Raw genomic sequence first — 25,728 nt, 5'->3', positions numbered from 1 at the left:
ACCTGGGATTCCAGGTCGCCCTTGCTCGTTGCTGATCCGTCTCGAGTCAGGCGGTCGGCTCGCGCCACTCCCGCTCGAACGGCAGGCGCCACGCAGTGGGTGCGACCAGTTGGTGGATCTGGTTCGGACCCCAACTGCCCTGCCCGTAGGGGCGCACAGGGGGCGGGTTGTCCAGCAACGGCTGGCTGACCTCCCAGAGACGTTCGATGCCCTCGGACGTCGTGAACAGCGTGTGGTCGCCGCGCACCGCGTCGTAGATCAGACGCTCGTAGGCCTCCAGTGCTGCCGCCGAGCCGGTCGACTCCTGCATCGCGAACTGCATCGAGTGCTTGTCCAGACGGAAGCCGGTACCGGGTCGTTTTCCATAGAACGACAACGACATTCGCGATTGGTCGGCCAGGTCGAAGGTCAGGTGGTCGGGGCCGTGCTGGCTCACTCCGGAGCCCGCCGGGAACATCGACTTCGGCGGCTCCTTGAACGCGATCGAGATGATGCGCTGGCCCTGCGCCAGGCGCTTGCCGGTGCGCAGGTAGAACGGGACGCCGGCCAGCGCCAGTTGTCGATGTAGCACTTGAGCGCGATGAAGGTCTCGGTCTCCGATTCGGGGGCCACCCCGTCCAGATCGCGGTACCCCTGGAACTGACCGCGCACGACGTTCTCGGGCTGGATCGGCATCATCGACCGGAAGACCTTGTTCTTCTCCTCGGTGATGGCCTGCGGTTCCAGTGACGTCGGCGGCTCCATCGCGGTGAAGGCGAGCACCTGGAACAGGTGGGTGACGACCATGTCGCGGTACGCGCCGGTCGCCTCGTAGAACGCCGCGCGGGTTTCCAGGCCGAGGGTCTCGGGCACATCGATCTGAATGTGGTCGATGTGGTTGCGGTGCCAGATCGGCTCGAACAACCCGTTGGCGAACCGGAAGGCCAGGATGTTCAGCGCCGCCTCCTTGCCCAGGAAGTGGTCGATGCGGAAGATCTGTTCCTCGGCGAACACCTCGTGCAGCTTCTTGTTCAACTCCACCGCCGTCGCGAGGTCGGTGCCGAACGGCTTCTCCATCACCACGCGGCTGTACGCCACGAGATCGGCGGCGGCGAGCGTCTGGATCACCGAGAGCGCAGCCTTCGGCGGGACGCTCAGGTAGTGCAGTCGACGCGGGCGCGAGTCGCCGTCGTACCCCTGTTCCGCTTCTGCGACAACGGCTTTCAACGCTTCCGGGCCGGCATCGCTGCGCACGAAGTAGAGCCTCTTCGCAAACTCCTGGAAGTCCCTCTGCGCCTCCTTGCGGGAGGAGAACTCGGCGATCGCCCGCTGCGCGAACTCGACGAAACTCTCCCGCGTGTGGTCATCGAGCGAGGTGCCGACGACGCGCACATCGTTGAGCAGTCCGCTGCCCCACAGGTGCAGCAGGCCGGGCAGCAGCTTGCGACGGGCGAGGTCTCCGGTGGCTCCGAACAGGACGATGGTTGTGGGCCGTTCCGACATGCCGCCCAGTCTGCCCCTCCCGGCGCGGCTGTCGCGAGCCCGCAGCAGGTGAAATGCGTCGCTGCGTTCTTGGAGGTGTCGGGCTGCCCCGACACAGCGTTGGCCAGAGCACGGGATGTCGCCGCCGCTCGGCGGTCCATAACGTCGATGACATGATGACGACACAGTTACCGACCTCGGCCGAGAAGACACTCATGTCGACGACGCACCAGACTCGTCAGCGGATTCCGACCCCTCGCGACGTGCTGCGCCGTCTTCCCGGTGACGCGGCGTACCTGTTCCTGTCCTGGCCGGTCGCGCTGCTGGCGTTCGCGCTCGCGTGCATGTTCTTCGGAATGGTCAGCAGCGTCGTCCTGGCGCCGGTCGCCGTCCCGGTGGCGCTGCTCGTCGCGTCCTGGGCGGCACAGACGGAGCGGCGCCTGCTGCGCCGCTTCCAGGGGGTGGACGACGCCCACGGTGCGTACTACCCACTGCGCCAGGACGATTCGATGGTCGCCAAGGCGTGGACGCTGGTGCGCGACCCGCAGCGTTGGCTGGACGCGGTGTGGTCCGCGGTCGGCTGGGTGATCTCGACGATCACCTGGATCATCCTGATCACCCTGTGGGGCAGCGTCATCGGCCTCGTGTTCTGGCCGGCGTGGGGCTGGGCGTTGCCGGAGGACGGCAGCGGGTCGCTCGCGGGGTTGATCTTCGGGTTCACCTCCTACGGAGCTCAGGCGGTGGTCGAAGTCGTCTTCGGGATCCTGCTGCTGATGATCGCGCCCTACGTGACGGTCGGTCTGGCGCATCTGCAGAGCCTCGCCTCCCGCGCCATCTTGTCCAGCCGGTCGCAGCAGCAGGTCATCGAACAGTTGCGCTCCAGCCGCGACGCCGGGCGGTCGGCCGAGACCGATCAGCTGGCTCGTCTCGAGCGTGACATCCACGACGGACCGCAGCAGCGGTTGGTCCGTCTGAAGGTCGACCTCGCCCGCATCGAACGACAGTTGGGCTCGGATTCACCTGCGGCAGAATCGATCCGGGCTGCAATCGTCAGCACGCAGGACACGCTGGAGGAACTGCGAGCGCTGTCCCGCGGTATCGCTCCACCCACCCTCACCGAGCTCGGACTCGTCGCCGCGGTGCGCCAGGCAGCCGCTCGTCCCACCGTTCCGGTCTCACTGACCACGAACCTTCCCGAGGAGCGCGGCGTCCTGCCGTCGCACGTGGAACAGGCCGCCTATTACGTGATCAGCGAGGCACTCACGAATGTCGCCAAGCACAGCGGCGCTCGCAACGCCTACGTCGAACTGACCGTCGACGACCATGAACTCGTCGTCGCCGTGACGGACGACGGTGTCGGCGGCGCCGACCTGGCCAAGGGCAGCGGCCTACGGGGGCTGGCCGAGCGGTTGCGTTCGGTGGACGGCAGGCTGTCGGTGGACTCACCCACGGGTGGCCCGACCACACTGCTGGCTCTCATTCCCCACGGACGAAGGTGTACTGATGCGGATCGTGCTCGCCGATGACTCGACGCTGCTGCGTGAGGGCGTCCAGCTGATCCTCACCGATGCCGGTCACCAGGTCGTGGCCGGCGTCGGCGACGCACCGACCCTCGTCGAGGCGGCGTTGCGGGAGCGTCCCGATCTGGTGATCACCGACGTCCGGATGCCGCCCACAGGTTCGGACGACGGTCTGCGTGCTGCGGTCGAGATCCGACAGGCGTGGCCGGACGCCCGAATCGTCGTCCTGTCGCAGTACGTCGTGCAGGCGTACGCCAATCAGTTGCTGGCGTCCGGAGCGGCCGGCGTCGGATACCTGCTCAAGGACCGCATCGGCGACATCGACGAGTTCCTCGCCGCGATCGACCAGGTCGCCGCAGGCGGCACCGTCCTCGACCCGGACGTCGTCTCGCAGCTCATGGTGCGGGCGAAGGACCCCGTCCAGTCGCTGACCCCGCGTGAACGAGAGGTGCTCGAACTGATGGCGCAGGGGCTCTCGAACGGTTCGATCGCGGGGCGGTTGTTCGTCACCGGGGGAGCGGTGGAGAAACACACCCAGCGGATCTTTGCCAAGCTCGGTCTGTCGCCGGACGACTCGGCCGGGCACCGACGGGTGCTCGCTGTGTTGGCTTACCTGCGGGGGTCCGACTGACCTTCGGTCAACGAAACCGCCTGAAACGTGACCCCACGAAAGCGAGGGACGGATCAGGCGGCGGACGCGTTGCCGCGTCCGCGGCGCACGTAGAAGTAGCCGATCAGGCCGAGTGCGATGCCGAACACCGGCGTCCAGGGCCACCAGCTGCGCTCGCCGGAGCGCAGACTCGGCACCACGAGAATGACGATCAGGGCGACGGTCCAGACGGCCACTCCGCCGAGGGTCACCTTGTTCATGTCGACCCGCATCGGTTCGACCGCGATCGGCTCGTCGGATGCGTCGTGGGTCACGATTAGCAGCGTACCGGTGACGCGGACCGGCGCCCGGGCCTAGTCTCGCGGACATGTCGACCAATACCCCCGTGAAACCCGCCCCGGTCAGCGGCTTCGACCGCTACTTCAAGATCTCCGAAAGAGGTTCGACGCTCGCCCGGGAGGTGCGGGGAGGATTCGTCACCTTCTTCACGATGGCGTACATCATCGCGCTGAACCCGTTGATCATCGGCACGGTCAAGGACGGAACCGGCCAGTTCCTCGGTGGCGGCTCGGCTCCGAACCTGGCGATGGTCGCCGCGTGTACCGCCCTGGTCGCCGGAGTCATGTCGATCCTGATGGGCGTGGTCGCGAACTTCCCGATGTCGATCGCCGCAGGCCTCGGGCTCAACGCGTTCGTCGCGTTCGGTGTCGCGGCGCTTCCCGATATGACCTGGAAAGCAGCGATGGGGTTGGTCGTCTGGGAAGGCATCCTCATCCTTCTGCTGGTCGTCTCCGGCTTCCGGGTCGCGGCGTTCCGAGCCCTGCCGGGACAGATGAAGACCGCGATCTCGGTCGGTATCGGACTGTTCATCGCTTTCATCGGCCTGTTCGACGCGGGCTTCTCGCGCGCCGGCGCCGGTACGCCCGTTCAGCTCGGCATCGACGGGCGCCTGCAGGGTTGGCCGATCGTCGTGTTCATCGTCGGGTTCCTGCTGCTGCTCGCGCTGTACGTCCGCAAGGTGACCGGCGCGCTGTTGATCGCGATCGTCTCGGCCACCGTCCTGGCGATCATCATCGAGTCGATCGCCAAGATCGGCCCCCGCTTCGTCGACGGCAAGCCGACCAACGACCGCACCTGGTCGCTGAACGTCCCGGCCGTTCCGGACCAGGTCGTCTCGACACCGGACTTCTCGCTCGTCGGTCAGGTCGACATGTTCGGCGGCTTCGCCAAGATCGGTGTCATCGCGGCCGCGCTGATCATCTTCTCGCTGATCCTCGCCGACTTCTTCGACACCATGGGCACGATGACCGCCATCGGGGCGAAGGGTGACCTGCTGGACGAGGACGGCGCCCCGCACGACACCCAGAAGATCCTGGTCGTCGACTCCGTGGCCGCTGCCGCCGGCGGTCTGGGCGGAGTCAGCTCGAACACCGGCTACATCGAATCGGCGTCCGGCGTCGGCGACGGTGCCCGCACCGGCCTGGCGTCCGTCGTCACCGGCGTCCTGTTCCTGTTCGCGACCTTCCTCGCCCCGTTGGTCGAGGTGATCCCGCACGAGGCGGCCGCCCCGGCACTGGTCTTCGTGGGCTTCCTGATGATGCAGGAGGTCGGCGAGATCAACTGGCGCGACATCGACATCGCGCTGCCGGCGTTCCTGACCATCGCGCTCATGCCGCTGACCTACTCGATCACCGTCGGTATCGGTGCGGGCACGCTCGCCTACCTGCTGATCAAGATCATCAAGGGCAAGTGGCGTGAGATCCCGGTGATCCTGTGGATCATCTCGTTCTGTTTCTTCCTGTACTTCGCGATCGACCCGATCCGTCAGATCTTCGGGGTCAACTGACCGCGCGACCGAGTGTCATGAGGGACGGGGCAACCACGCCTCGTCCCTCATGACGTTCACAGGTCCTCGGCGTCGGTGATCCGGTAGGCGTAGCCCTGTTCGGCCAGGAAGCGCTGCCGGTGGGCGGCGAAGTCGGCGTCCACGGTGTCGCGGGTGACGACCGTGTAGAAATGCGCGGTGCGTCCGTCGGTCTTCGGGCGCAGCACGCGTCCGAGGCGTTGGGCTTCCTCCTGGCGTGAACCGAAGGTGCCGCTGACCTGGATCGCGACGGACGCCTCCGGCAGGTCGATCGAGAAGTTTGCCACCTTGCTGACCACCAGCAACGAGATCTCACCGTCGCGGAACTGCTGGAACAGCTTCTGCCGCACCGAAACCGACGTCTCGCCGGTGATCAGGTCGGCGTCCAGGCGTCCGGCGAGCGACTCCAGTTGGTCGAGGTACTGGCCGATGACCAGGGTCGGTTCACCGCGGTGCTTGTCGACGAGCTGCTGGACGACCTTGTCCTTCACCGGTGCACAGGACGCGAACCGGTAGCGCTCGTCCGCATCGCTGGACGCGTACGCCAGGCGCTCGCTCTCGGACAGACTGACCCGCACCTCGACGCAGTCGGCGGGCGCGATGTAGCCCTGCGCCTCGATCTCCTTCCACGGCGCATCGAAACGCTTGGGGCCGATGAGGCTGAAGACGTCCTCTTCACGCCCGTCCTCGCGTACCAACGTCGCGGTGAGACCGAGGCGGCGACGGGCCTGCAGGTCGGCGGTCATCCGGAAGATCGGCGCGGGCAACAGGTGCACCTCGTCGTAGACGATGAGCCCCCAGTCGCGGGCGTCCAGCAGTTCCAGGTGCGGGTGCACGCCCTTCCGCTTCAAGGTCAGCACCTGGTAGGTCGCAATGGTGACCGGCCGGATCTCCTTGCGGGCCCCGCTGTACTCGCCGATCTCGTCCTCGGTGAGGGAGGTGCGGCGCAGCAGTTCGTCCTTCCATTGCCGAGCGCTCACCGTGTTGGTCACCAGGATCAACGTGGTGGTGCGCGATTTCGCCATGGCACCCGCGCCGACGAGGGTCTTGCCGGCACCGCAGGGGAGCACGACGACGCCGGAGCCGCCGTGCCAGAAACCGTCCACCGCGTGCTGCTGGTAATCGCGCAGACTCCAGCCGTCTTCGGCCAGTTCGATCGGGTGCGCCTCGCCGTTGACGTAGCCGGCTTCGTCCTCGGCGGGCCAGCCGAGCTTGATGAGTTGTTGCTTGATCGCGCCTCGTTCGGACGGGTGCACCAGAACGCTGTCGTCGTCGATCCGGTCGCCGACGAGTGGCTGAATCTTCTTGTTGCGCAACACTTCCGTGAGCACTGCCCGGTCGGTCGTCACCAGCACGAGCTTCTGTTCGCCGGCGATGTCCTGCTTGCGCAGGGTCAGACGTCCGTAGCGATCCATCGTCTCGGCGAGGTCGATGAGCAGCGCGTTCGGCACCGGGTAGCGGCTGTACCGGACGAGCGCGTCCACCACCTGTTCGGCGTCGTGTCCGGCGGCGCGCGCGTTCCACAGGCCGAGCGGCGTCACCCGGTAGGTGTGGATGTGCTCGGGCGCACGTTCCAACTCGGCGAACGGCGCGATCGCCGCACGTGCTTCGCGGGCGAGCGGGTGGTCGACCTCGAGCAGGACGGTCTTGTCGCTCTGGACGATGAGGGGTCCGGGGACGTCGGTGGGCACGTTTCAGGCTAACCAGGCGGGAAGCCCGCCGATTCCCGGCGGGTTCAGGGCGCGGACGGTGGGTGAGACGATGCTCACATGAGCCTGCCGATGGTCGAACCAGCCGACGGATTGCCCGACAGCATCACGATCTACGAGGTCGGTGCCCGCGACGGACTGCAGAACGAGAAGAGTGTCGTGCCCACCGCGGTGAAGGCCGAGTTCATCCGCCGGATGATCGACGCCGGCCTCGACACGATCGAGACGACCAGCTTCGTGCCGCCGTCCTGGATCCCGCAGTTGGCCGACGCGACCGAACTGGTGGACTCGCTTGGGCAGGAGGCGCGCCGTCCGACCCGGCCGGTACTGGTGCCGAACGAGCGGGGTCTCGACAACGCGCTCGCGGCCGGGGTGAAGTCGATCGCGGTGTTCGGTTCAGCCACGGAGACCTTCGCTGGAAAGAACCTTAACCGCTCCGTCGAGGAGTCACTCGACATGTTCGCCCCCGTGGTGAAGCGGGCCAAGGACGACGACCTGTGGGTGCGCGGGTACGTCTCGATGTGCTTCGGCGACCCGTGGGAAGGACCGGTGCCGATCGAGCAGGTCGTCGACGTCTGCGCGCGCCTGATGGAGCTCGGGTGCGATCAACTCAGCATCGGCGACACCATCGGCGTCGGTACCCCGGGTCATGTTGCTCGACTACTGGATGCGTTGGGAGACGGCGGAATCGGGATCGACCGGATCGGCGTCCATTTCCACGACACCTACGGGCAGGCACTGTCGAACACGCTCGTCGCGCTGCAGCGCGGGGTTCGGGTGGTGGATGCGTCCACCGGCGGATTGGGTGGGTGCCCCTACGCGAAGTCGGCGACCGGCAACCTGGCCACCGAGGACCTCGTGTGGATGTGTCGCGGACTCGGCATCGAGACCGGGGTCGACCTCGACAAACTCGTCGCCACCAGTGTCTGGATGGCCGACCAACTCGGCCGCCCGTCGCCGTCCCGCGTCGTCCGCGCCCTCGGCACTGCCTGACCCACCGAGTGGCCGGGCTATGAACGGGTGGCCGGGCGATATCCCGGCCACTCGTCCATAGCCCGGCCACTCGGCGGGGTTAGGGTCGACGTATGCGTTCTGGCCTGACTTCGACCTTCGATTCCGAAACCCGCGTGCAGGACGACCTGTTCGGGTTCGTCAACAATTACTGGGTCCGCAGCACCGAGATTCCCGACGACCGTGCGCGATACGGCGCCTTCGACGCGCTGCGCGAGGCGTCCGAGGCAGCTGTCCGAGTGATCATCGAGCGGGCCGCCGCCTCCGACGCCGCGCCTGGCACGGGGGAGCGCAAGGTCGGCGACCTGTTCACCTCGTTCATGGACACCGAGTCGATCGAGGCCGCCGGTGCCGACCCGATCCAGCCGCGGCTGGAGCAGATCCGCGGTTTGCAGTCGACGAGCCAGCTGGCCGGGCTCATGGGCGAACTCACCCGTCGCGGAGTGTGGAGCGCGATCGCCTTCTACGTCACCGCCGACGCCAAGGACCCGGACAGGTACATCGCCTACCTCACGCAGAGCGGTCTCGGCCTGCCGGACGAGTCGTACTACCGCGAGGACAAGTACGCCGAGGTGCGCGAGAAGTACCAGGGGCATCTCGAGCGGATGGTCGAGTTGGCGCGCGTTGCCGATCCTGCCGATTTCGCGCGCCGTGTGTTCGCGCTGGAGACCCGCCTCGCGACTCATCACTGGGACGTCGTCTCGACCCGCGACGCTCTGAAGACCTACAACAAGTACTCGCTTGCCGAACTGAAGGATCTGGCCCCCGAGTTCGATTGGGATGCTTGGGTTTCCGCGATCGGGGCGCCGTCCGGAGCATTCGCGGACGTGGTCGTCGCAGAACCGTCGTACCTGTCCGGTCTGTCCACCGCATTGGTCGACCACGACCTGGACGACTGGAAGGCGTGGCTGTCGTGGATGGTCATCAGCAACCAGGCGCCGTACCTCCATCAGGACATCGTCGACGAGAGCTTCGCGTTCAACGGCAGGGTGCTCAGCGGCACCCCGAAGTTGAAGCAGCGGTGGAAGCGCGGCGTCGCGGTCGTCGAGTCGTGCATCGGTGAGGTCGTCGGGCAGTTGTACGTCGACGAGCATTTCCCGCCGCGCGCCAAGGAGCGCATGCAGGAACTCGTCGCGAACCTCATCGAGGCGTACCGCCGCGACTTCGAGAGCCTCGAATGGATGTCGCCCGCGACTCGTGAACGCGCGCTCGGAAAGCTGGCGCAGTTCACCCCGAAGATCGGTTACCCGGACAAGTGGCGTGACTACCGCGCGCTCGAGATCGACGCGGACGACCTGCTCGGAAACCTTGCTCGATCGGCCGAGTTCGAACTCAACCGACAGCTCGGCCGCATCGGTCAGCCGATCGATCGCACCGAATGGTTGATGACCCCGCAGACGGTCAACGCGTACTACCACCCGATGATGAACGAGATCGTCTTCCCGGCCGCGATCCTGCAGCCGCCGTTCTTCGACGTCGACGCGGACGACGCGGTCAACTACGGCGGCATCGGTGCTGTGATCGGTCACGAGATCGGGCACGGCTTCGATGACCAGGGTTCGCGCTTCGACGGCGACGGTTCGCTCACCGACTGGTGGACCCCGGAAGACCGCGAGCGTTTCGAGGAGCGTGCCAAGAAGCTCATCGACCAGTTCGACCAGGAGTCACCGGCCGATGCCCCCGACATCAAGGTCAACGGTGGACTGACCGTCGGCGAGAACATCGGCGACCTCGGTGGTCTGACGATTGGCTTCAAGGCGTATTCCATTGCGCAGGAGGAGAATCCGGCTCCGGAACTGGACGGATTCACCGGTAACCAGCGTTTCTTCCTCGGGTGGAGCCAGGTGTGGTGCGGCAAGGCGCGTCCGGACGAGGCGAAGCGTCTGATCGCGATCGACCCGCACGCGCCGGCCAACTGCCGCGCGAACATCGCACGGAACCTGCGCGAGTTCCATGAGGCGTTCGACGTGCAGCCGGGCGACGGCATGTACCTCGCGCCGCAGGACCAGGTGCGGATCTTCTGATGTCGCGCATCTTCACCACCAGCGTCGCGTCGGTGTATCCGCACTACGTGACGAAGGTCGAGAAGAAGGGCCGTACCGAGGCCGAGCTGCGTGAGGTGATCGAGTGGCTCACCGGCTTCGACGCGGCGGCTCTCGACAAGCACCTCGTCGACGAGACGACCTTCGAGGAGTTCTTCGCTGCGGCGTCGGTCAACCCGAACGTCTCGCAGATCACCGGCTCGGTGTGCGGAGTGAAGGTCCAGGAGGTCGAGGACCCGCTGATGCGCGACATCCGCTACCTCGACAAGTTGGTCGACGAGTTGGCGAAGGGCCGGCCGATGGAGAAGGTGCTCAGGTCCTAGCGATCGCGCCGCTCGACGTGCTGGACGATTCGATCGGCGACCTCGTCAGCGGTGAGGGACGTCGAGTCGATCACCAAGGCGTCCGGCGGTGGTGGAAGGTTCGGCACGGCTGCCAGCTGTCGCAGGATCTCCGCATCGACCAGCTTGGCGCGCTGCGATCGATCCGGCTCGGTGACCCGCCCCGCGAGGGTTTCGACATCAGCGGTGAGCCACACGGGAACGAACCGCGCCTGCCTGGCTGCGGCCGACGCGCGGACGCGTTCGACCAGTTCGGCGTTCTTGGGCTTGTCGGGCAGCCAGTGAGTCAGGACGTGGCTGAACCGCGTCGGTGCGAGCCTGATCGCTTCGTGCACGATGTCGAGGACGCGTCCGCGTAGCTCGTTCGTCGTTTCGATGCCTTCGCCGCGGTGCACGCCCATCGGCACGAAGACCGGGTCGTTGATCAGGTGGTTGTCGACGACGATCGCGCCGGTGCGCTGCTCGAGGCACCGGGCGACCGTGAGTTTTCCGACAGCGGGCGGACCCACGAGGTAGAACAACGAAGCCATGCGGGTCAGTGTTCACCACCGCCGTGGGATCAGACCTTCCGGCCGGTGCGGGCGAGCACCTTGGTGGTGCGGTCTGCGTCCTCGGGCACCTTCACCGGGTCGGCGAAGATTCCGGGAACGTACGCATGATCACCGAATCCGTCCACAGCAGAGTCGATCTCGTCGAGTTCGGCGTCCGTGAACTGCTCGTCGGCGCCCTGCGATCGGGCGAGGTCCCAGCGGTGCACGAGCAGGTCGAAGCCGTAGAAACGGGCCAGGGTCTCGCCGACGGTGGTCGGTCCGAAGTAGCCGTCGAACTGCTTGTCCGCGACTGACTGATCGCCGAGCAGGTCGGTCACCGTCTGGTTGTGCTCGTGCCACGCAGCGGCGGGATCCTCAGCCGTTGCCGCTGCGGGAAGTTCGTGGCCCTGCTTTCCGAGGAAGTCACGCTCGGTCTCCATGACGTGGTGCAACACGTCGCGGGCGCTCCACCCCTCGCACGGGCTCGCGGCGTCCCAGTCGGTGATCGAGGCGACGACCTTGCTGAACGGTTCTTCGTGCTGGGTCCAGGTCTGCTGGATCTGTGTCATGACCTTCTCCTTCGTCGGTCTTGACCGTGACGTTAGGGCAGCGTGCGCGGGCCGGTCTTGATAATTTCCGACACATGGCCAGAGCCGCGGACGACATCGAGCGCGCTCACCTGCGCGACCCGTCCGACCGCTCGTTCACGATTCATCGCTACGGGGCGCCTGAGCATTTGCGCGGTCTGCTGCGTCGCTACTGGATTCCGGTGTGGGACGTGCCGGAGCAGTCGGTGCAGAAGGTGCTGCAGTACCCCGTCTGTCTGCTCATCACGACGCCAGCGTACTCGCGCTTCGGCGGCCCGACGCGTGGTCTGTCGAGGACGGTGCTGGAGGGCCGATCGTGGGGGTTCGGTGCGATGTTCACTCCGGCCGCAGGGTCGCTGCTACTCGGCCGCCCGGTCAGCACGATCACCGATCAGTCCATCCAGTTGGATGAGGTGTTCCCGGGACTCACGGTGAAGCTGCGCGAACTGATGGCTGCTGACCCGGACGATATCGGCGCCCATGCGGAGGGACGAACGCTGGTGCAGGAGCGGCTCGAGCCACTGCTGCCCCTCGACGAGGAGTCTTTGCTGATCAACGACCTGACCGAGGCCGCGGAGACGGACCTGTCGATCACGAGCGTCGTGGAACTGTGTCGCCGCTTCGACTTGAACGAGCGCTCGCTGCAGCGTTTGTGCAACCGGCGGCTGGGGTTGACGCCGCTCTGGTTGATCCATCGTCGCCGGTTGCACGAGGCGGCCGATCGCCTGCGTGAGAGTTCGGGGTCGTTGGCGGACGTCGCCGCCGTGCTCGGTTATGCCGACCAGGCGCACTTCTCGCGCGACTTCAAGACGGCGACCGGAATGACGCCTGGCGAGTTCGCTCGGATGAATGCATGCGCCGAAACCCGGTGACCGTGAACGTACCGGCCACACGGGGCTGAGTTCAGGAAGCGTCGTGAACGGAGTCTGGGTAGGTGATGTAGGTGCGGCCGGTGCGTGAGGTCCAGGTGCAGACTCCGTCGTCGCTCATCTCGTAGTCCCAGTGCTTCTTCGTCTTCGCGTCGTGATGGTGCCGGCAGAGGGCGGCGAGGTTGTGCCCGGCGGTCGGCCCGTCCGGCCATTCGACGACGTGGTCGATGCCGCAGCGGATCGCGGCGCGGGTGCACATGGGGAACCGGCAGGTCTGGTCGCGTTGTTGCACGTACTCCCTGATCCTGGGTGTCGGCTCGTAGGCGGTCGTCGAGGTTTCACAGGTGGCACCGGTGTCGGCGTCGACCAGTGCTCTGGTCAGGCGGCAGCCGAACTGGTCGATCAACGCGTCGAGGACTCGGGATGGGATGAACCCGATCCCGGCAATGCGAGCCCACCCCGTTGTGTAGCAGTGGTCCGATTCGCGTGCTGTTGAGCCGGATTCAGCACCGGAAGTGTCGGTGGGTTCATCAGCGGTATCCGGGCCGCGCGGGGAGGACGCGGACTGCCCCGGTGATGGTGGACCATCATCCGGGGAGGCATCTTCTTCACGGGCGGGGTCGTCGGTGGCTCGTCGGGCCGCGGTTGCAGCCTGTTGCTCTTCACGAACGACAGGGACCTGGATGACGACCTGGTAGGTCACGTCGGCGCCGGCGGTGACGAGGTCGTGCAGCGCCCCGAGGCGGAGTTGTCCGAGCGTCGGCTTCGGTTCCGCCCTCTCGCCTTCACCGGTGGGAGGGTTCTTCGAGCGTTGATCAGCCAACTGGTCGACGGCGCCGTAGATGCGGGCGATCTGGTCGGCGGGACCGACGGCGCACAGTTCGGCCATCCCGGCGATGTCGGAGGGTCGAACCCAGACCCCGGTGGGATGTCTCGGGTGAGGCGTTCACCAGTTCCGACGCAACCAGCGACACCTTCCAGAACGGGAGCGACTCTTCCACCGCGGCAGCCAGCAAACCCGGGGTCTTGGTGCACGCGTCGATGGAGTTGCTCATCTTGCTCGATGCGGTGCGGGGAGCCATCTGACACGCAGCCGCCAGCTCGGTGTCCGCGAACGACGCTTGGTGACCGAGGGCGTGCGCGACCTTCGCGGTGACACCGGTGTCGGAGTCGACCAGTTCTTCATCGATCGCCGCGTAACGAGCCATCGCGACGGCCTGAACAGTTTGTGCAAGTGACTCCAGTTGCGTGGTGCCCGTGATGGCTTCCTCCAACACCCGCAAGCCCACGCCCTCGGCCTCAGCCCCATGACCATCAGCTGCACAGAACGCGGAAATTCGTTACTCCCGAGGTCGTCAACCGCTACCGCGAATGGCTCAGTACCGCTTGACGATCTATAGGCGCTTCAACCAACGGGCGGACGTTGAACGCCTCGGTCCCGCCGGTCTGACTCAACGGGTCGGCCGCCACGAGGTGGCGCCGGCAGAGCGGATCTCGGTGACCCATCGGATCCGTACCGAGCCGACGCGGGGGAGGGCTCGCTCGAGTTGTGCCGAGAGGTCCGCCGTCGCGATGTCGGATCCGACCAGGTCCACCTCGACGTACAAGGCGTGACCGAGCCAGCGCAGTTGCAGTCGATCGACCGCGTCAAGCCCGACAGTGCGATCGAGCACGTCTTCGGCGGTCTCGGTGAGCTCAGGGTCGACGCCGTCCAACAGTCGCGTCGCCACCTGGGAGAAGGCCGACCGGAGAACCCCGAAGATCGCGACTGCGATCAGGATTCCGATGACGGCGTCCGCCCACGTCCACCCGAGCGCGAGACCGGCCGCGCTCAACACGACGGCGAGGCTGGTGAAGCCGTCCGTGCGGGCGTGCAGTCCGTCAGCGACCAATGCGGCTGAGCCGATGCGCCGGCCGACTCGGATGCGGTACTGCGCCACCACCTCGTTACCGAGGAAGCCGATGAACCCGGCGAGTGCGAGCACGCCGAGGTTGTCGACGGCGCGGGGCTCGATGAGTCGGCGAACGGCTTCCCATACGGTGAGCAGACCGGACAGAGCGATCATCACGACGACGAAGAGTCCGGCGAGGTCCTCCGCCCGTGCGAGGCCGTAGGTGAACCTTCTGGTGGCCGGGCGCCGGGCGAGCGAGAAGGCCACCAGGATCGGGATGGCGGTGAGCGCGTCGCCGACGTTGTGCAGTGTGTCGCCGAGCAGTGCCACCGAGCCGGTGAACACCACGACCACGCCCTGGAACGCCGCGGTGAGCGCGAGCAACCCGAGACTGATCCAGAGTGCGCGGCGTCCGGCGGCGTCGGCCTCGAGTGCATCGTCGATCTGGTCGGCGACATCGTGGGAGTGACCACCGAAGAGGTGGGACAGTCCGTGGCGCAGCGCGGACAACCGCGGTCGTTTCAGGTGGGTGTGCTTGTGCGCATGAGCCGAATGCAACATTGGCTCATTATGTATGAAGATATGAAGATGTGCGAGTCTTAGTCGTGCAATGGCTCGCCGGTCACCTGGTGATCGGCATGGGCCATGGCCTCAATCAGCAGGGAGTGCACGTGACCACCGCTGAGTTGGTACATCACGTGCCGGCCGTCCTTCGTCGTGGTCACCAGCTGGCCGAGGCGCAGTTTGGCAAGATGTTGGCTCGCAGTGGCGGCCCGCACCGAGGCCGCCTCGGCCAATGTCGTGACGTCCCTCGGTCCATCCTTGAGCGTCCACAGCATGCGAAGTCGCGTCGGTTCGGCCAACAGAGCCAGCGAGCGGACGGCGGCGTCCACCTGGTCCTCGCTCGGGATCGGAGGGTGGCCGGGCGCTTCACCCACGGATGACTTCGACGGACTCGGCATCCGGCCATCCTAGGGTTCGTGGCAAGGTCTGTTTTTCAGGCGGCGGAATCAGGAGCCGATCGCGTAGCCGGCCGACCGGCGCGTGTCCGCGACGCCGCTGACCGTGCCTGACGACCAATCGATCGCCAGCGCCTGCACCGAGCCCCAGTTGGCGCGGTCAGCAGCCGGTACGACACGCGTCCGATATCCCATGCGGTTCAGATCCTGTTGCAATGCGCCGGACTCCAGCTTCAGCAGACCGTTGTCGAGAATGAATCGTGGCGCCGGGACAGCCTGTTCGAGCGTTTGTCCCAGAAGGGCCCAACGCATCACCACAGAAGCAGTGGTGTTCGGGATCTGTCGGCCGCCCGGTGCCCCGATGGGCAGCACCGGTCGTCCCTCGCCGTCCAACACCATGGACGGAGAACTCCAGGTCACCGATCGCCGACCCGGCTCAGGACGATTGGCCGATCCGGTGCCGATGTCCCGGAATCGTTTGAGTTGGTCGTTCATGAAGAAGCCGCGGACGTACTGGCCCGATCCCCAGTAGTTGGTGATCGTGTTCGTCATGGACACCGCCATGCCGTCACGGTCGACCACGCTGATGTGGGTGGTGTTGGGGGCTCCGCTGTAGCTGCCGCTGGTGCGAGCGAGGGGCTTGCGCGGCAAAGCCTTCGCGATTGCTGTGTTGTTCTCGGGGTCGGTCAAGGCGTCGACCGGGACGTCGACGAAGTCGGGGTCGCCGAACCAACGTTGCACCGATCGGTCGGCCACCTGCCAGGCCCGAGACTGGATGTCGATGAATTCCGCCGAATTCGGGGCGACCTCGGCGATGCCGAGCGCTTGCGCGATCTGTGTCAGCTGAACGATCGCAGCGCCCGGCAATGCCGGAGCTCCCGAGAGGAACTCGTACTTGCCGAGCCGGCCGCCGGCCGGCGTCGAGTGTTGGATTTGGTAGCTGACCAACGACTCGTCGTCGATTCCAGGGACCTTGATGAGGGAGTCCGTGAGCGGCCCGCGGTAGAACGCGTCGGACCCTCCGTCCGCGAGTAGGCGCATGGCGTCGGCGAGGTCCTTCTGGATCAGCACATCGCCCTCGCGAAGGGGAGTTCCGTCGTCCCGCCGGAAGTGGCGCAGTGTGCGGGTGACCCGGTTGCCGAGCGGGCGGGCCAGGGTGTCCGCAAGGTAACGCGAGACCTCGGCTCCGTCGTCCGCGAGTCCGATCGCCGGTTCCAACAGAGCGGCCCATTTCATCGAGCCGTAGGTGTCGTGGAGATAGCTCATTCCGGCCACGAAGCCCGGTGTGCCCGCGCCGGAGGCGGGAATCTTCCCGTTGTTGGCGACCACCTCGCGGTAGTCGTGGTTCTTGCGCTCGTCACCGCGGACGACGATGGTCACGCCTCCGCCGCCGATACCGGACGACGCCGGCTGCATCACGGCGTCCGCGAAGGCGGTTGCGATGGCGGCGTCGATCGCGTTCCCGCGGCGGCGCAGGATCGACATGCCGGCCTCGGTTGCCTTCGGATGCCCAGAACTCACGCCGAAATTCTTCAGGGTAGGAGACGAGGGGGCGCCGGGCTTCGGGGCGCCCGAGGTGTCGGACCCCGCCTTCTGCTCCGGATCGCGGTCGCAGGCGGTGAGCGCCAGCCCTGTGGCACCCGCCGCGAGCATGCTCAGAACCGAGCGACGGCTGGTGCTGCCCGGCGTTGATCGGTCGGAGGAGTTCATTTCAGGAAACCTTTGCCGTCGATATGGAACGCAGCCACTTGCCACGGATGAGCCGCTCCATCGGCCCGAGCCCCCATGACCGCGGCCAGAGCAGGGCGAGAACGGTGAGTCCGACGACCAGGGCCGCCGCGAGCCGAATACCGGGATACAACTGCGTCGCCCGGCCGGTGACAGCTATGACGAGGATGTGGGCGACGTACAACGTAAGAGCGAGCCGACCCAGGGCTGCAAGCGTCGTGCCGAGTGGCCGGATGAGGCCCCAATACCGCAGCGAGAATCCGATGACGAAGATCGCTCCGCCGATGCTGCTGAGCAACCACAGCGGCATCTGGCCGTGCGCGGCTCCGGTGAGCAATCGTCCCCAGCCGTCGTCGAGCGTCTGACCCCCGACGAATCGGGCTGCGGTCGCAATGGTGAGGCCGGTGATCGCCGCTGCGCCGCCCCACAGCAGCATCTGTCCGGTCACCCGCCGGTCACGGATGTTGTGGCGCGCCACCCACATTCCGACGACGAAGGGCACCGTCCAGCTCAGCAGCGGGTACGGGCCACTCAGCAGCAAACTGTGTGCGATGACGCTCACGCCATCCGTGAGCGCCGCCGGGGCCGTCATGTGCCGCCCGCCCGCGGTCACCACGTGCGCGACGATGATGATCGGTCCGACGATCGCCAGACCGACAGCCGTCGCCAGCAGCGTCCGGGTGGAAGCGAACTGCAGGAGAAGGGCCAGTACGAACAGGGCGCCGTACATGGGCAGGATCACTCCGACATCGTCGGTCAGAAGCTGAAGGGCCAGCCCGCCGACCAGGAAGAGTCCGGCCCGCCAGAAGAGCGTTGGCCACCGGCGGGCGTCCTTCCGGCGGGAGTTGAAGAACAGAACCATGCTGATGCCCGCCAGCACGACGAAAAGGATCGAAGCGCGGCCGTAGGGCGCCATGTACAGGCGGCCGATGATGCCGCCGGCGTCGACCGGTCCAGTGTTGACGATGACCATGCCGATCAATGCGAAGCCGCGAGCTGCGTCCAGCCCGGACAGGCGACCGGAACCGTCAGGTGCGCTCGCGCGTTGAGCTATGGCGCCGCCGTGATCGTCGGTCGTGCGCGCCGGCTCCGGAGATCGCTTCATTCGATAAATGCTACGTCATCCGCGCATGTATGAAGTTGTCGTTCGTTGTTCGAGACGCGTCGCCGGCCGTGGGTGCGTGCTGGTGTCGATCCCTCAGGCAGGGTTGACTGCGGTGATGCGGTGCACGCTGATCGTCCGCACGTTCTCGCCGACGGTGCCGGTCACCCGCCCTGCGTCGACCGAGCGCGGGCGCATGGTGATCCGTCGTATGTTCCCCGATGTGTCGACATAGCCGACCCGGACGGGCACGCCGGTGGCCGCAGCGTCCAACAGCACGTCGACGGTCACTGCCGGGTCGCCGGTGGCGGGGGCTTCGGTCCCGGACGCCTGCAGCAGCTTCTCGACGAACTGCTCCGCTGCGGACTCCTCGACCGTGGTGCGAGTGACAGACGCGGACGGACGGGGCGACGGCGCCCGGGCCGGTTCACTGCCGATGACGGTCACGGCGCCGGACGCGTCCTCGGCGAGGGTGGAGTAGCCGATCTCGCGCAGGAGACTGAGAAGTCGAGCAGCCGGCAGCCGCGAGACCAGGACGGTCGGGGCAATTCGCAGCAGTTGCAACGGTTCTGCGGCCGAGTCGGCCACGAGGGCGTTCAGCAACGACTCGTCGTCACTACGCACGTACGACGATGCAGCCCCAACGCGAGTCACGCCGTGCCGTCGTGCGGCGTCGTCGATCAGGTACTCAAGCGACTGCGGCAACGGGGTGAGACTCGCGCAGCGCAACTGTTCGCGCAGGCCGGCAGCCGAATGCCCTGCATCGAGCGCTCGGTTCATCGAGCGGTCGGTGATCCGGAAAACAGTTGCCCCACCGCGAGATTCGACGTCGGCCACGGTGTGCATGAGGCGTCGCAGATCGTCCGTCAGCGGGCCGGGCGCGATCGCCGTCAGATCAGCCTGCACGAGAATGTGATCGATCAGGGCGGGCAACAGCGGCGCGGCCACGGAGTCGTCCAGCCGGTCGGCGGCCATGGCTCGTCCGACCGAACTCAGTCGTCCGTCGGCGACCAGTCCCAACCATTCCGCCTCTTGCACAACGACATCCGCGCGAGTCGGTACCCCGGGCGGCAGGCGCAGGGGGCGGTGCCAGCGCAACAGGACATCGACGTCGTCCACCGACACCGCGACCTCAGCGGACAGGTCGAGGAGCACCGACAGCACGTCGTGTCTGCGCTGGCGCATCATCGGCCACACGGAAGCATCCCCGAGCAGATTGACGACCGACCCGCCCGGGTCTCTGGACGCGACGAGGGACGGCGCGCGCAGCATTGTCCACCACGCCCGAGCGAGCGCGACCCAACGCGAGGCGGGCGGTTCCTGTAGCCAGTCGTCGTAGGCGGGGGTGGGCAACCAGGTCGGATCGATCTCTGCGTCGGGTGCGAGCAGCCCTGCAGCGTGGGCGAGTTCGGCGATGAATGCGCTGTGTTCGATCGTCGTGTCGAGATGCCCGGCGAGACCCTTGTGGTCGCGGACGGACACCCCGCCCTTGCTCATCACTCGTGGCGGTGCCGCTTCCCAGTGTTCGGCGAGCGCTTCGACCTGCCACACCAGGTCGAGCGCCGCATGTCCGGCGTGCGCGTCGGCGGCCTTCTGGCCGCCCCCGGGTGTCCCGACCACGGGGTGGTGGAACGGGGCCTGGTCCAGATCGACTTCGGCGAGGAGCTGGGCGACCTCGCGGGTTGCGGTCAACCGGTCACCGTTGCGCCACACCAGTGCCCGGGTCCACAGGTCGTCCGCGAAGTCGGTGATGGCATCGACCTCGACAGCCAGGCGGGCCGCTGCGCCCGCAAGCTTACCCGACGAAGCAACCAGGGCGTCCAGGACGCGCAAGGCGTCAGCGGGCAGGGCGTCCACGGCACGTTGCACACTGCTGCGGGTCGCGGCTCGTGCCGCCAGCCCGGCCAGGTCGGACGTGCCGGGGTGAAGCAGATCGGGCCGGGCCACGACAAGATCGCGCAGTTCTTGCGGTGTCCGGGACCGGACGTCGTCGGCGAGGCTGCGGTGGGTGGGCACCAGACCACGTTAGTCATCCCGTGCGTACGACGGCGCGATGTGCTTGATTGGGCGTCATGAGTGATCGCGCACCCAGCGGGCAGCAGTGGACCCTGAAGGCCCACGACCAGGAACTCGTCGTCGTCCAGGCGGGTGGAGGAATCCGCGAATACCGCTCGGGTGGAAGGCCACTGCTGCACGGCTACCCGGTCGACGCAAAGGCCGATGCCGGACGGGGTCAGCACCTGATGCCGTGGCCCAACCGTATTCGCGACGGCAAGTACACCTACGCGGGCAAGGATCAGCAGTTGGCGCTGTCCGAACCGGCACGATCGAACGCCTCCCACGGACTCACTCGTTGGGCGACCTGGCACCTGGTGGAGCAGAGTGACGATCGAGTGGTCGTTGGTTGTTCGCTGCTGCCGCAACAGGGTTGGGACGGGATCCTCGAGCTGACCGTCACGTACTCGATCGGCGAGAACGGCCTCACCGTCACGCCTGCTGCAACGAACGCCGGCCGTGCAGCGGTGCCCTTCGGTTACGGCGCACACCCCTACCTCACGGCCGGGGAGGACACGGTCGACCAGCTGATCCTCGAACTGCCTGCCGGCACCGTCATCGACGTGGACGACCGCCTCATCCCTAAGGGCACCTTGCCGGTGCCGGCCGAGCTCGACTTCTCGACCGCGCGGTCGATCGCCGATACGCTGCTGGACCACGCGTACACCGGTCTGCGCGCGGAGGACGGTCACTGGCGCATCACGGTGCGGACCGACGAACACGCGACGACGCTCTGGGCCGATGCGGACGCGTTCGGCTACGCGCAAGCCTTCACCGGTGACTCGCTGCCCGGTGGCAACGCCCGGCGCACCGGCGTCGCGGTCGAGCCGATGACCTGTCCGGCCAACGCTTTCAACACCGGCGAGGGCCTTATCGAGCTGCAACCCGGACAGACCTGGTCGGCGTCGTGGGGCGTTACGGGAGAATGACGCCGTGAACCCCTCCATGGCCTTCGCGACCGTGCTGATCGACGAGCTCGTCCGGCACGGCGTGCGTGACATCGTCCTGGCTCCCGGCTCCCGATCGGCGCCGCTGGCGTACGCCGCGCTCGAGGCCGAGAAGGCCGGACGACTTCGGCTGCACGTGCGCATCGACGAACGGTCGGCGGGGTTTCTCGCCCTCGGCATGGCGAAGATCCGTCGGATCCCGGTGCCGCTCATCACCACCAGCGGCACCGCGGTGGCCAACCTGCACCCGGCCGTCCTCGAGGCGCACCATGCCCAGGTGCCGATGCTCGTCCTCTCGGCCGACCGGCCGCCGGAGATGCGCGCTGTCGGTGCCAACCAGACCACCGACCAGGTGAAGATCTTCGGCAACTCCACCCGCTGGTTCTACGAGTTCGGCGTACCCGAAAGGCGTGCAGGTCAACAGGATTGGTGGCGTTCGATCGTCGGACGTGCCCTCGCCGAAGCGACCGGCGTACCCGCGGGCGACGCCGGCCCGGTGCACCTGAACATTCCGCTGCGCGCCCCACTGGTGCCGGACGTCGACAGTGAGGACTGGCCGGAGGACCTCAGCGGTCTGCCGCGCGGTGAGTCCTGGCTCAACATCCGCCAGGTCGACAGCCACCGCGCTGTGGCTGCCGGGCCCGGCATCGCCCCCGTGCCGCGCACGCTGGTCGTGCTGGGTGACCTGCCCGAGCCGTCGATGGCCGCCGAGGTCGCCGAGCTCGCGGACGCGGCGGGCTGGCCGGTCATCGCCGAACCGTTCGGTCAGTACCACCGTGGACGGGTCACCCCGCACGGGGCGCTGATCCTGCGTGCCACCGAATGGCTGGAGCGCAACCGGCCAGAACGCGTCCTTGTGGCCGGACGCACCACCCTCGATCGGGAGGTGGGCAAGCTGCTGCGCCATCCGGACGTCTCGGTCGAGGTCGTCACCGCCGGCACCTCGTGGGCGGGCTCGAGTCACCACACGCGCCGCGTGCACGCGTGGGAGGACATCGAGCGCAGCCGGACGGCGGTCGCCAGTTGCGCGGACCGCGCGTGGAGCGCCCGGTGGCGTCGTGCCAGCACTGCGCTGTCCGAGGCCGCGACACCGCTCATCGAGGGCAGCTGGCCTTCCGGCATGGCCGTCGCCCGGACGGTGGTGCACAACCTGCCCGACGGCTCTGCGATCGTGGTCGGCCCGTCCAACATCGTCCGAGACCTCGATCTTGCGCGAAACCCCAATCGCATTGCGCGAGAGGTGGTTTCGGTAGCCAATCGCGGTTTGGCAGGCATCGACGGCATGGTGTCGACCGCCGCGGGTGTCGCGCTCTCGCGTCCGGAACGACCGACGTACGCACTGATGGGCGATCTCACGTTCCTGCACGACGGCAACGCGTTGCTGATCGGCCCGGACAACGACAAGCCGGACTTGACAATCGTCGTGCTTAACGACGACGGCGGTGGCATCTTCAGCACCTTGGAGCCGGGCCAGAACCACTTGACCGATTCCTTCGAGCGCATCTTCGGAACGCCGACCGGCGCCAACCTCGAGCTGGTGTGTCAGGCGCGCAGCACGCAGTACGAGCTCGTCACCGACCGCGACACGCTCGTCGATCGAATCGCCAACCCCGGCAAGGGGGTTCGGGTGCTGGAGGTACGCATCGAGCGTTCCGCCGAGCGTCCTCTGCACGAACGTCTTGCGGAGGTCGCCCGACACGCGCTGGCCGAACTGGACTGATCGCGCTCAGTCGGCCGATGGCAGAGACGGGTGATTCGTCGGATACACGCCGATGGCGAATCCGTACACCGTGTCACCCGAGCGCGGCATCCGGTCGAACTCCTCGACGAGTTCAGCCATCCGGTGCCAGCACTGCGACGCCTGGTCCTGCGAAAGGCGGGCGTGCCGGATGAAGCCCCACAGCTTGCCGCGTTCGTAGGCGGGGCCGGATTCCTGCGCGGCGACCTCGAAGTCGTTGAAGTCCAGCGGCATTGCGCCGCGATCGGCGGCGGGTTCGGCCGGTCAGACTAGCATCGTCGAACGTTCCAAAAATGTGGATCATTGCCTCGAGAAAGCTGTTGCTCATGACCGACGTGCTGCTCTACCACCACATCCAGGGCCTGACCGACGGCGTCCGTGCCTTTGCCGACGAGCTACGCGAGGCCGGGCACACGGTGCACTCACCCGACCTGTTCGAGGGGCGGACATTCCCCAGCGTCGAGCACGGCTTCGCCTATGCGAAGGAGGTGGGGTTCGAGCAGTTGGGCGAGCGAGGCGTCGCTGCTGCCCAGGAGTACGGAACCGATCTCGTGTATGCGGGCTTCTCGTTCGGTGTGGCGATCGCCCAGCAGCTGGCCCAGACCCGATCCGGCGCACGCGGCGCCCTGTTCATGTACTCCTGCCTGCCGGTCAGCGAGTTCGGAGCATGGCCGCCCGGGCTGCCCGTGCAGATCCACGGCAAGGAAGGCGATGAGTACTTCGACGAGGACCTGCCCGCAGCACGTGAGCTCACCGAATCTGAGTCCAATGCAGAGCTGTTCGTCTACCCGGGCGATCAACACCTGTTCGCCGACAGCTCTCTCGACGCCTACGACCCGCAGGCGGCGGCCTTGCTCATGGAGCGGGCCAAGGCCTTCCTTGCCGGGCTTGACTGAGCGCTCCGGCAACGAAAAGTCCGCAGAACCAGTAGACCAACTCGCCGATTCTGCGGACTTTCGGGTTGTTCAGACGTGCTCCTGGTGATCCGAACTCTCGCTCGGTGCAAGGCGGACGGTGCCGCTGCCGGTGCGAGCGCTGAGCTTGACGAAGTCTTGGCCGGGGGCCGGTTCGCCGGCGGAAGGCAGCGTCGACTCCACCGGACGTCCGGAGACCACGTCCGTCCAGACCGGAGTGCCTTCGGGGACGTGCACGCTGACCGAACCACTGCCGGTCTTGGCATCGATCTCGCCGTGCTGGAGGCGACCTACGGACACGTCGCCACTGCCGGTGCGTCCCCGCACCTTGCCCCGAGCCCGCTCGATCGACAGGCTTCCGGAGCCGGCCTTGAACGAGAGTTCGCCGAGCAAGTCGTTGATGCTGACGTCGCCGGAGCCGGTGGCGATGATCGCCTCACCGTCGAGGCGTCCGGCTCGGACGCCACCGGACCCGGTGCGCAGTCGGGCGTCGCCCTGCAGATGAGCCACCGTGATCCGGCCCGAACCGGTGTCGACGAGGGTCTCGCGTCCGACCCGGTCGAGCACCACGTGGCCTGATCCGGCCTTGCACTGCATCGAGCGCAGCTCACCCTGCTGGGTCACCGGCGCGCTACCTGACTGCACAATGACGTCACTGTCGCCCGGAACGCGGATGCGCAGGTCGACGGCCCATTCGCGTCCGCCGCCCAGGCCCCGCGGCCGCGGGGTGACCACGCGCAGCGAGCGACCGCGCTGCTCGACCAGCACCTCGTCCGCGTGAGTGCCTTCGATCTCGACCGAGACGTCGGTGGATCTCGTGGCGTCCAGGTGGACCGAGCCGCCCTGGATCTCCACGTACAGCTCGACAGGTTCGCGGGCCTCGAACTGTTCGTGTCGCATGATCAGTTCCAACCCTTCATGTGTCGGCTGCCCTTTCGTCCGGTGAACGGGTCCTGACCGAGGAAGTGGTTGATCAGTTCGCTGGGGTCCATCTGGAACCCGTCCTTGATCGTGGAAACGCGAATTGCGTTGACGATCCACGTGTTCAGCGACTGGTTGGCAGCCTCGGCGCGAGCCTCGGCCTTGGCCTTGACCGCCTCGGGCAGGCGTACCGTGACGCGGGCCAGGCCGCCTTCGTCCTCGGGTTCGGCGTCCTTGTCCAGGTGAGGGGGCGACGGGGGAGTGGGCGGACTCGGCAGCGGCGCGTTGATCGCGAAGTCGAGGTCGCGACCGACCAGTTTCACATCGACCGAACCCGACGGCATCTTGGCCGTGATCTCGGCGGCAGCGGCGCTGACCGCCTCCATGATGGCCAGTCGCGCGGATGCGTCGATGGCGTACGAGAGGCGTTCGGCGACGAACTTCTCGCCGTCCTCCCCGGCGGCACGGGCGGCAGCGAGCAGGTCCTGCCGCATTCCTTCGATGTACGGAGTGATGTCCATAGACATCACTATGACGTCAACATGGCGTCAGCGTCAAGGGTTCGGGTGCGGCAGAAGAATCCGAGCCGCCGACGATCTGCTGGACGCGGGTCATCACGAGGTCGGCAGTCGAGGTGCATGAGGGTCATGAGGCCGCACCGAGAAGATGTCGGTGGGCGCCGGGAGGGCAGTGCCCCAGTGCTGAATCACAGGGATCATGGTTGTCGTGGTCTGCATGACGCTCCTCGTGGTCTCGTTGAGACCAAGCTGCGCGCCCGGTCTGTCACCGACCTGGCACGGTCGGAGAACCTCCGAGAACGCTGGGCTTGCTCGACCAGCGTCGGGGTTGTGATCGGGTTGGCGTTCGCGGTCACCGTGGTTTCGGCGCCTGCGGATTCCTTCGTCATCCGCAGGGCTCAACCGGCGGT

Annotated in this window: 23 protein-coding genes and 1 pseudogene; 10 read left to right on the top strand and 14 right to left on the bottom strand. The window is 66.9% G+C overall.

The window, feature by feature from the left end; translation table 11 throughout:
* Positions 1-46 precede the first annotated feature (46 nt).
* A pseudogene (gene zwf, locus ACYU8W_RS13995) lies at positions 47-1,482 on the bottom strand (glucose-6-phosphate dehydrogenase).
* A 152-nt stretch (positions 1,483-1,634) separates the two neighbouring features.
* Here zwf and ACYU8W_RS13990 point away from each other — a divergent pair.
* Together ACYU8W_RS13990 and ACYU8W_RS13985 are read left to right on the top strand one after the other, a co-directional pair.
* Positions 1,635-2,987 (top strand): sensor histidine kinase, encoded by a 1,353-nt coding sequence (locus ACYU8W_RS13990; protein WP_499470000.1) that lies wholly within the window; start codon positions 1,635-1,637, stop codon positions 2,985-2,987.
* Positions 2,965-3,612, top strand: a complete 648-nt coding sequence (locus ACYU8W_RS13985) for a response regulator (protein ID WP_499469998.1) — start codon at positions 2,965-2,967, stop codon at positions 3,610-3,612. The genes ACYU8W_RS13990 and ACYU8W_RS13985 overlap by 23 nt, the downstream gene beginning before the upstream one ends.
* Before the next feature lie 53 nt (positions 3,613-3,665).
* Here ACYU8W_RS13985 and ACYU8W_RS13980 read toward each other — a convergent pair whose 3' ends face one another.
* On the bottom strand, positions 3,666-3,905 hold the full coding sequence (locus tag ACYU8W_RS13980) for a DUF2530 domain-containing protein (RefSeq protein ID WP_239702435.1): 240 nt from the start codon (positions 3,903-3,905) through the stop codon (positions 3,666-3,668).
* Positions 3,906-3,958: 53 nt separating this feature from the next.
* Between ACYU8W_RS13980 and ACYU8W_RS13975 the strand changes: the two genes are divergently transcribed.
* A complete protein-coding gene (locus ACYU8W_RS13975) occupies positions 3,959-5,437 on the top strand; it encodes an NCS2 family permease (protein ID WP_499469996.1) in 1,479 nt (492 codons plus the stop codon).
* A 56-nt stretch (positions 5,438-5,493) separates the two neighbouring features.
* Here the strand turns inward: ACYU8W_RS13975 and ACYU8W_RS13970 are convergent, their stop codons facing one another.
* Entirely contained in the window at positions 5,494-7,146 is a 1,653-nt protein-coding gene (locus ACYU8W_RS13970; RefSeq protein WP_499469994.1) for a DNA repair helicase XPB, read from the bottom strand.
* Between the two features lie 78 nt (positions 7,147-7,224).
* On the opposite strand from ACYU8W_RS13970, the gene ACYU8W_RS13965 reads away from it, so the two are divergent.
* The 3 genes from ACYU8W_RS13965 to ACYU8W_RS13955 all read left to right on the top strand — a co-directional run bounded on the left by ACYU8W_RS13965 (position 7,225) and on the right by ACYU8W_RS13955 (position 10,540).
* A complete protein-coding gene (locus ACYU8W_RS13965) occupies positions 7,225-8,157 on the top strand; it encodes a hydroxymethylglutaryl-CoA lyase (protein WP_499469992.1) in 933 nt (310 codons plus the stop codon).
* Positions 8,158-8,249: 92 nt separating this feature from the next.
* Positions 8,250-10,199 carry a M13 family metallopeptidase gene (locus ACYU8W_RS13960; RefSeq protein ID WP_499469990.1) on the top strand — a complete coding sequence of 650 codons (1,950 nt, stop codon included), beginning with the start codon at positions 8,250-8,252 and terminating at the stop codon, positions 10,197-10,199.
* A complete protein-coding gene (locus tag ACYU8W_RS13955; RefSeq protein WP_499469988.1) occupies positions 10,199-10,540 on the top strand; it encodes a DUF2200 domain-containing protein in 342 nt (113 codons plus the stop codon). Before ACYU8W_RS13960 ends, ACYU8W_RS13955 begins: the two co-directional genes overlap by 1 nt.
* Here ACYU8W_RS13955 and ACYU8W_RS13950 read toward each other — a convergent pair.
* Complete coding sequence (locus ACYU8W_RS13950; RefSeq protein ID WP_499469986.1) at positions 10,537-11,088, bottom strand: AAA family ATPase; 552 nt, start codon at positions 11,086-11,088, stop codon at positions 10,537-10,539. The genes ACYU8W_RS13955 and ACYU8W_RS13950 overlap by 4 nt on opposite strands.
* Positions 11,089-11,117: 29 nt before the next feature.
* Positions 11,118-11,657, bottom strand: a complete 540-nt coding sequence (locus tag ACYU8W_RS13945; RefSeq protein WP_499469984.1) for a maleylpyruvate isomerase family mycothiol-dependent enzyme — start codon at positions 11,655-11,657, stop codon at positions 11,118-11,120.
* Between the two features lie 74 nt (positions 11,658-11,731).
* Between ACYU8W_RS13945 and ACYU8W_RS13940 the strand changes: the two genes are divergently transcribed.
* Entirely contained in the window at positions 11,732-12,547 is an 816-nt protein-coding gene (locus tag ACYU8W_RS13940; protein ID WP_499469982.1) for a helix-turn-helix domain-containing protein, read from the top strand.
* 31 nt (positions 12,548-12,578) lie between these two features.
* On the opposite strand, the gene ACYU8W_RS13935 is transcribed toward ACYU8W_RS13940, so the two are convergent.
* From ACYU8W_RS13935 to ACYU8W_RS13910, 6 genes are all read right to left on the bottom strand, one after another.
* The gene (locus tag ACYU8W_RS13935) at positions 12,579-13,433 is read right to left on the bottom strand and encodes an HNH endonuclease signature motif containing protein (RefSeq protein ID WP_499469980.1); all 855 of its coding nucleotides are present in this window, start codon (positions 13,431-13,433) and stop codon (positions 12,579-12,581) included.
* Between the two features lie 562 nt (positions 13,434-13,995).
* Positions 13,996-14,997, bottom strand: coding sequence for a cation diffusion facilitator family transporter (locus tag ACYU8W_RS13930; protein ID WP_499469978.1), 1,002 nt, complete (start codon positions 14,995-14,997; stop codon positions 13,996-13,998).
* Between the two features lie 38 nt (positions 14,998-15,035).
* Positions 15,036-15,398, bottom strand: coding sequence for an ArsR/SmtB family transcription factor (locus ACYU8W_RS13925; protein WP_499469976.1), 363 nt, complete (start codon positions 15,396-15,398; stop codon positions 15,036-15,038).
* Between the two features lie 48 nt (positions 15,399-15,446).
* Positions 15,447-16,916 (bottom strand): gamma-glutamyltransferase, encoded by a 1,470-nt coding sequence (locus tag ACYU8W_RS13920; RefSeq protein WP_499469974.1) that lies wholly within the window; start codon positions 16,914-16,916, stop codon positions 15,447-15,449.
* A gap of 190 nt (positions 16,917-17,106) precedes the next feature.
* Positions 17,107-18,228: a DUF418 domain-containing protein gene (locus ACYU8W_RS13915; protein ID WP_499469972.1), complete on the bottom strand. Its 1,122-nt coding sequence runs from the start codon at positions 18,226-18,228 to the stop codon at positions 17,107-17,109.
* A gap of 93 nt (positions 18,229-18,321) precedes the next feature.
* A complete protein-coding gene (locus ACYU8W_RS13910; protein WP_499469970.1) occupies positions 18,322-20,241 on the bottom strand; it encodes a helicase-associated domain-containing protein in 1,920 nt (639 codons plus the stop codon).
* A gap of 56 nt (positions 20,242-20,297) precedes the next feature.
* Here ACYU8W_RS13910 and ACYU8W_RS13905 point away from each other — a divergent pair, with 56 nt between their 5' ends.
* Both ACYU8W_RS13905 and menD read left to right on the top strand, forming a co-directional pair.
* Positions 20,298-21,209, top strand: a complete 912-nt coding sequence (locus tag ACYU8W_RS13905; RefSeq protein WP_499469968.1) for an aldose 1-epimerase family protein — start codon at positions 20,298-20,300, stop codon at positions 21,207-21,209.
* Between the two features lie 4 nt (positions 21,210-21,213).
* The gene (gene menD, locus ACYU8W_RS13900) at positions 21,214-22,947 is read left to right on the top strand and encodes a 2-succinyl-5-enolpyruvyl-6-hydroxy-3-cyclohexene-1-carboxylic-acid synthase (protein WP_499469966.1); all 1,734 of its coding nucleotides are present in this window, start codon (positions 21,214-21,216) and stop codon (positions 22,945-22,947) included.
* Positions 22,948-22,953: 6 nt separating this feature from the next.
* Here menD and ACYU8W_RS13895 read toward each other — a convergent pair whose 3' ends face one another.
* Positions 22,954-23,199 (bottom strand): hypothetical protein, encoded by a 246-nt coding sequence (locus tag ACYU8W_RS13895; RefSeq protein WP_499469964.1) that lies wholly within the window; start codon positions 23,197-23,199, stop codon positions 22,954-22,956.
* Positions 23,200-23,291: 92 nt separating this feature from the next.
* On the opposite strand from ACYU8W_RS13895, the gene ACYU8W_RS13890 reads away from it, so the two are divergent.
* On the top strand, positions 23,292-23,861 hold the full coding sequence (locus ACYU8W_RS13890; RefSeq protein ID WP_499469962.1) for a dienelactone hydrolase family protein: 570 nt from the start codon (positions 23,292-23,294) through the stop codon (positions 23,859-23,861).
* Between the two features lie 69 nt (positions 23,862-23,930).
* Here the strand turns inward: ACYU8W_RS13890 and ACYU8W_RS13885 are convergent, their stop codons facing one another.
* Together ACYU8W_RS13885 and ACYU8W_RS13880 are read right to left on the bottom strand one after the other, a co-directional pair.
* Positions 23,931-24,779: a DUF4097 family beta strand repeat-containing protein gene (locus ACYU8W_RS13885; protein WP_499469960.1), complete on the bottom strand. Its 849-nt coding sequence runs from the start codon at positions 24,777-24,779 to the stop codon at positions 23,931-23,933.
* 2 nt (positions 24,780-24,781) lie between these two features.
* Positions 24,782-25,321 carry a toxin-antitoxin system HicB family antitoxin gene (locus tag ACYU8W_RS13880; RefSeq protein ID WP_211345128.1) on the bottom strand — a complete coding sequence of 180 codons (540 nt, stop codon included), beginning with the start codon at positions 25,319-25,321 and terminating at the stop codon, positions 24,782-24,784.
* Positions 25,322-25,728: the final 407 nt, after the last annotated feature.

The organism is Yimella radicis, assembly GCF_054778255.1.
The sequence above is the reverse complement of the archived record's forward strand: the minus strand, read 5'-3'. Positions and strand labels throughout refer to the sequence as shown.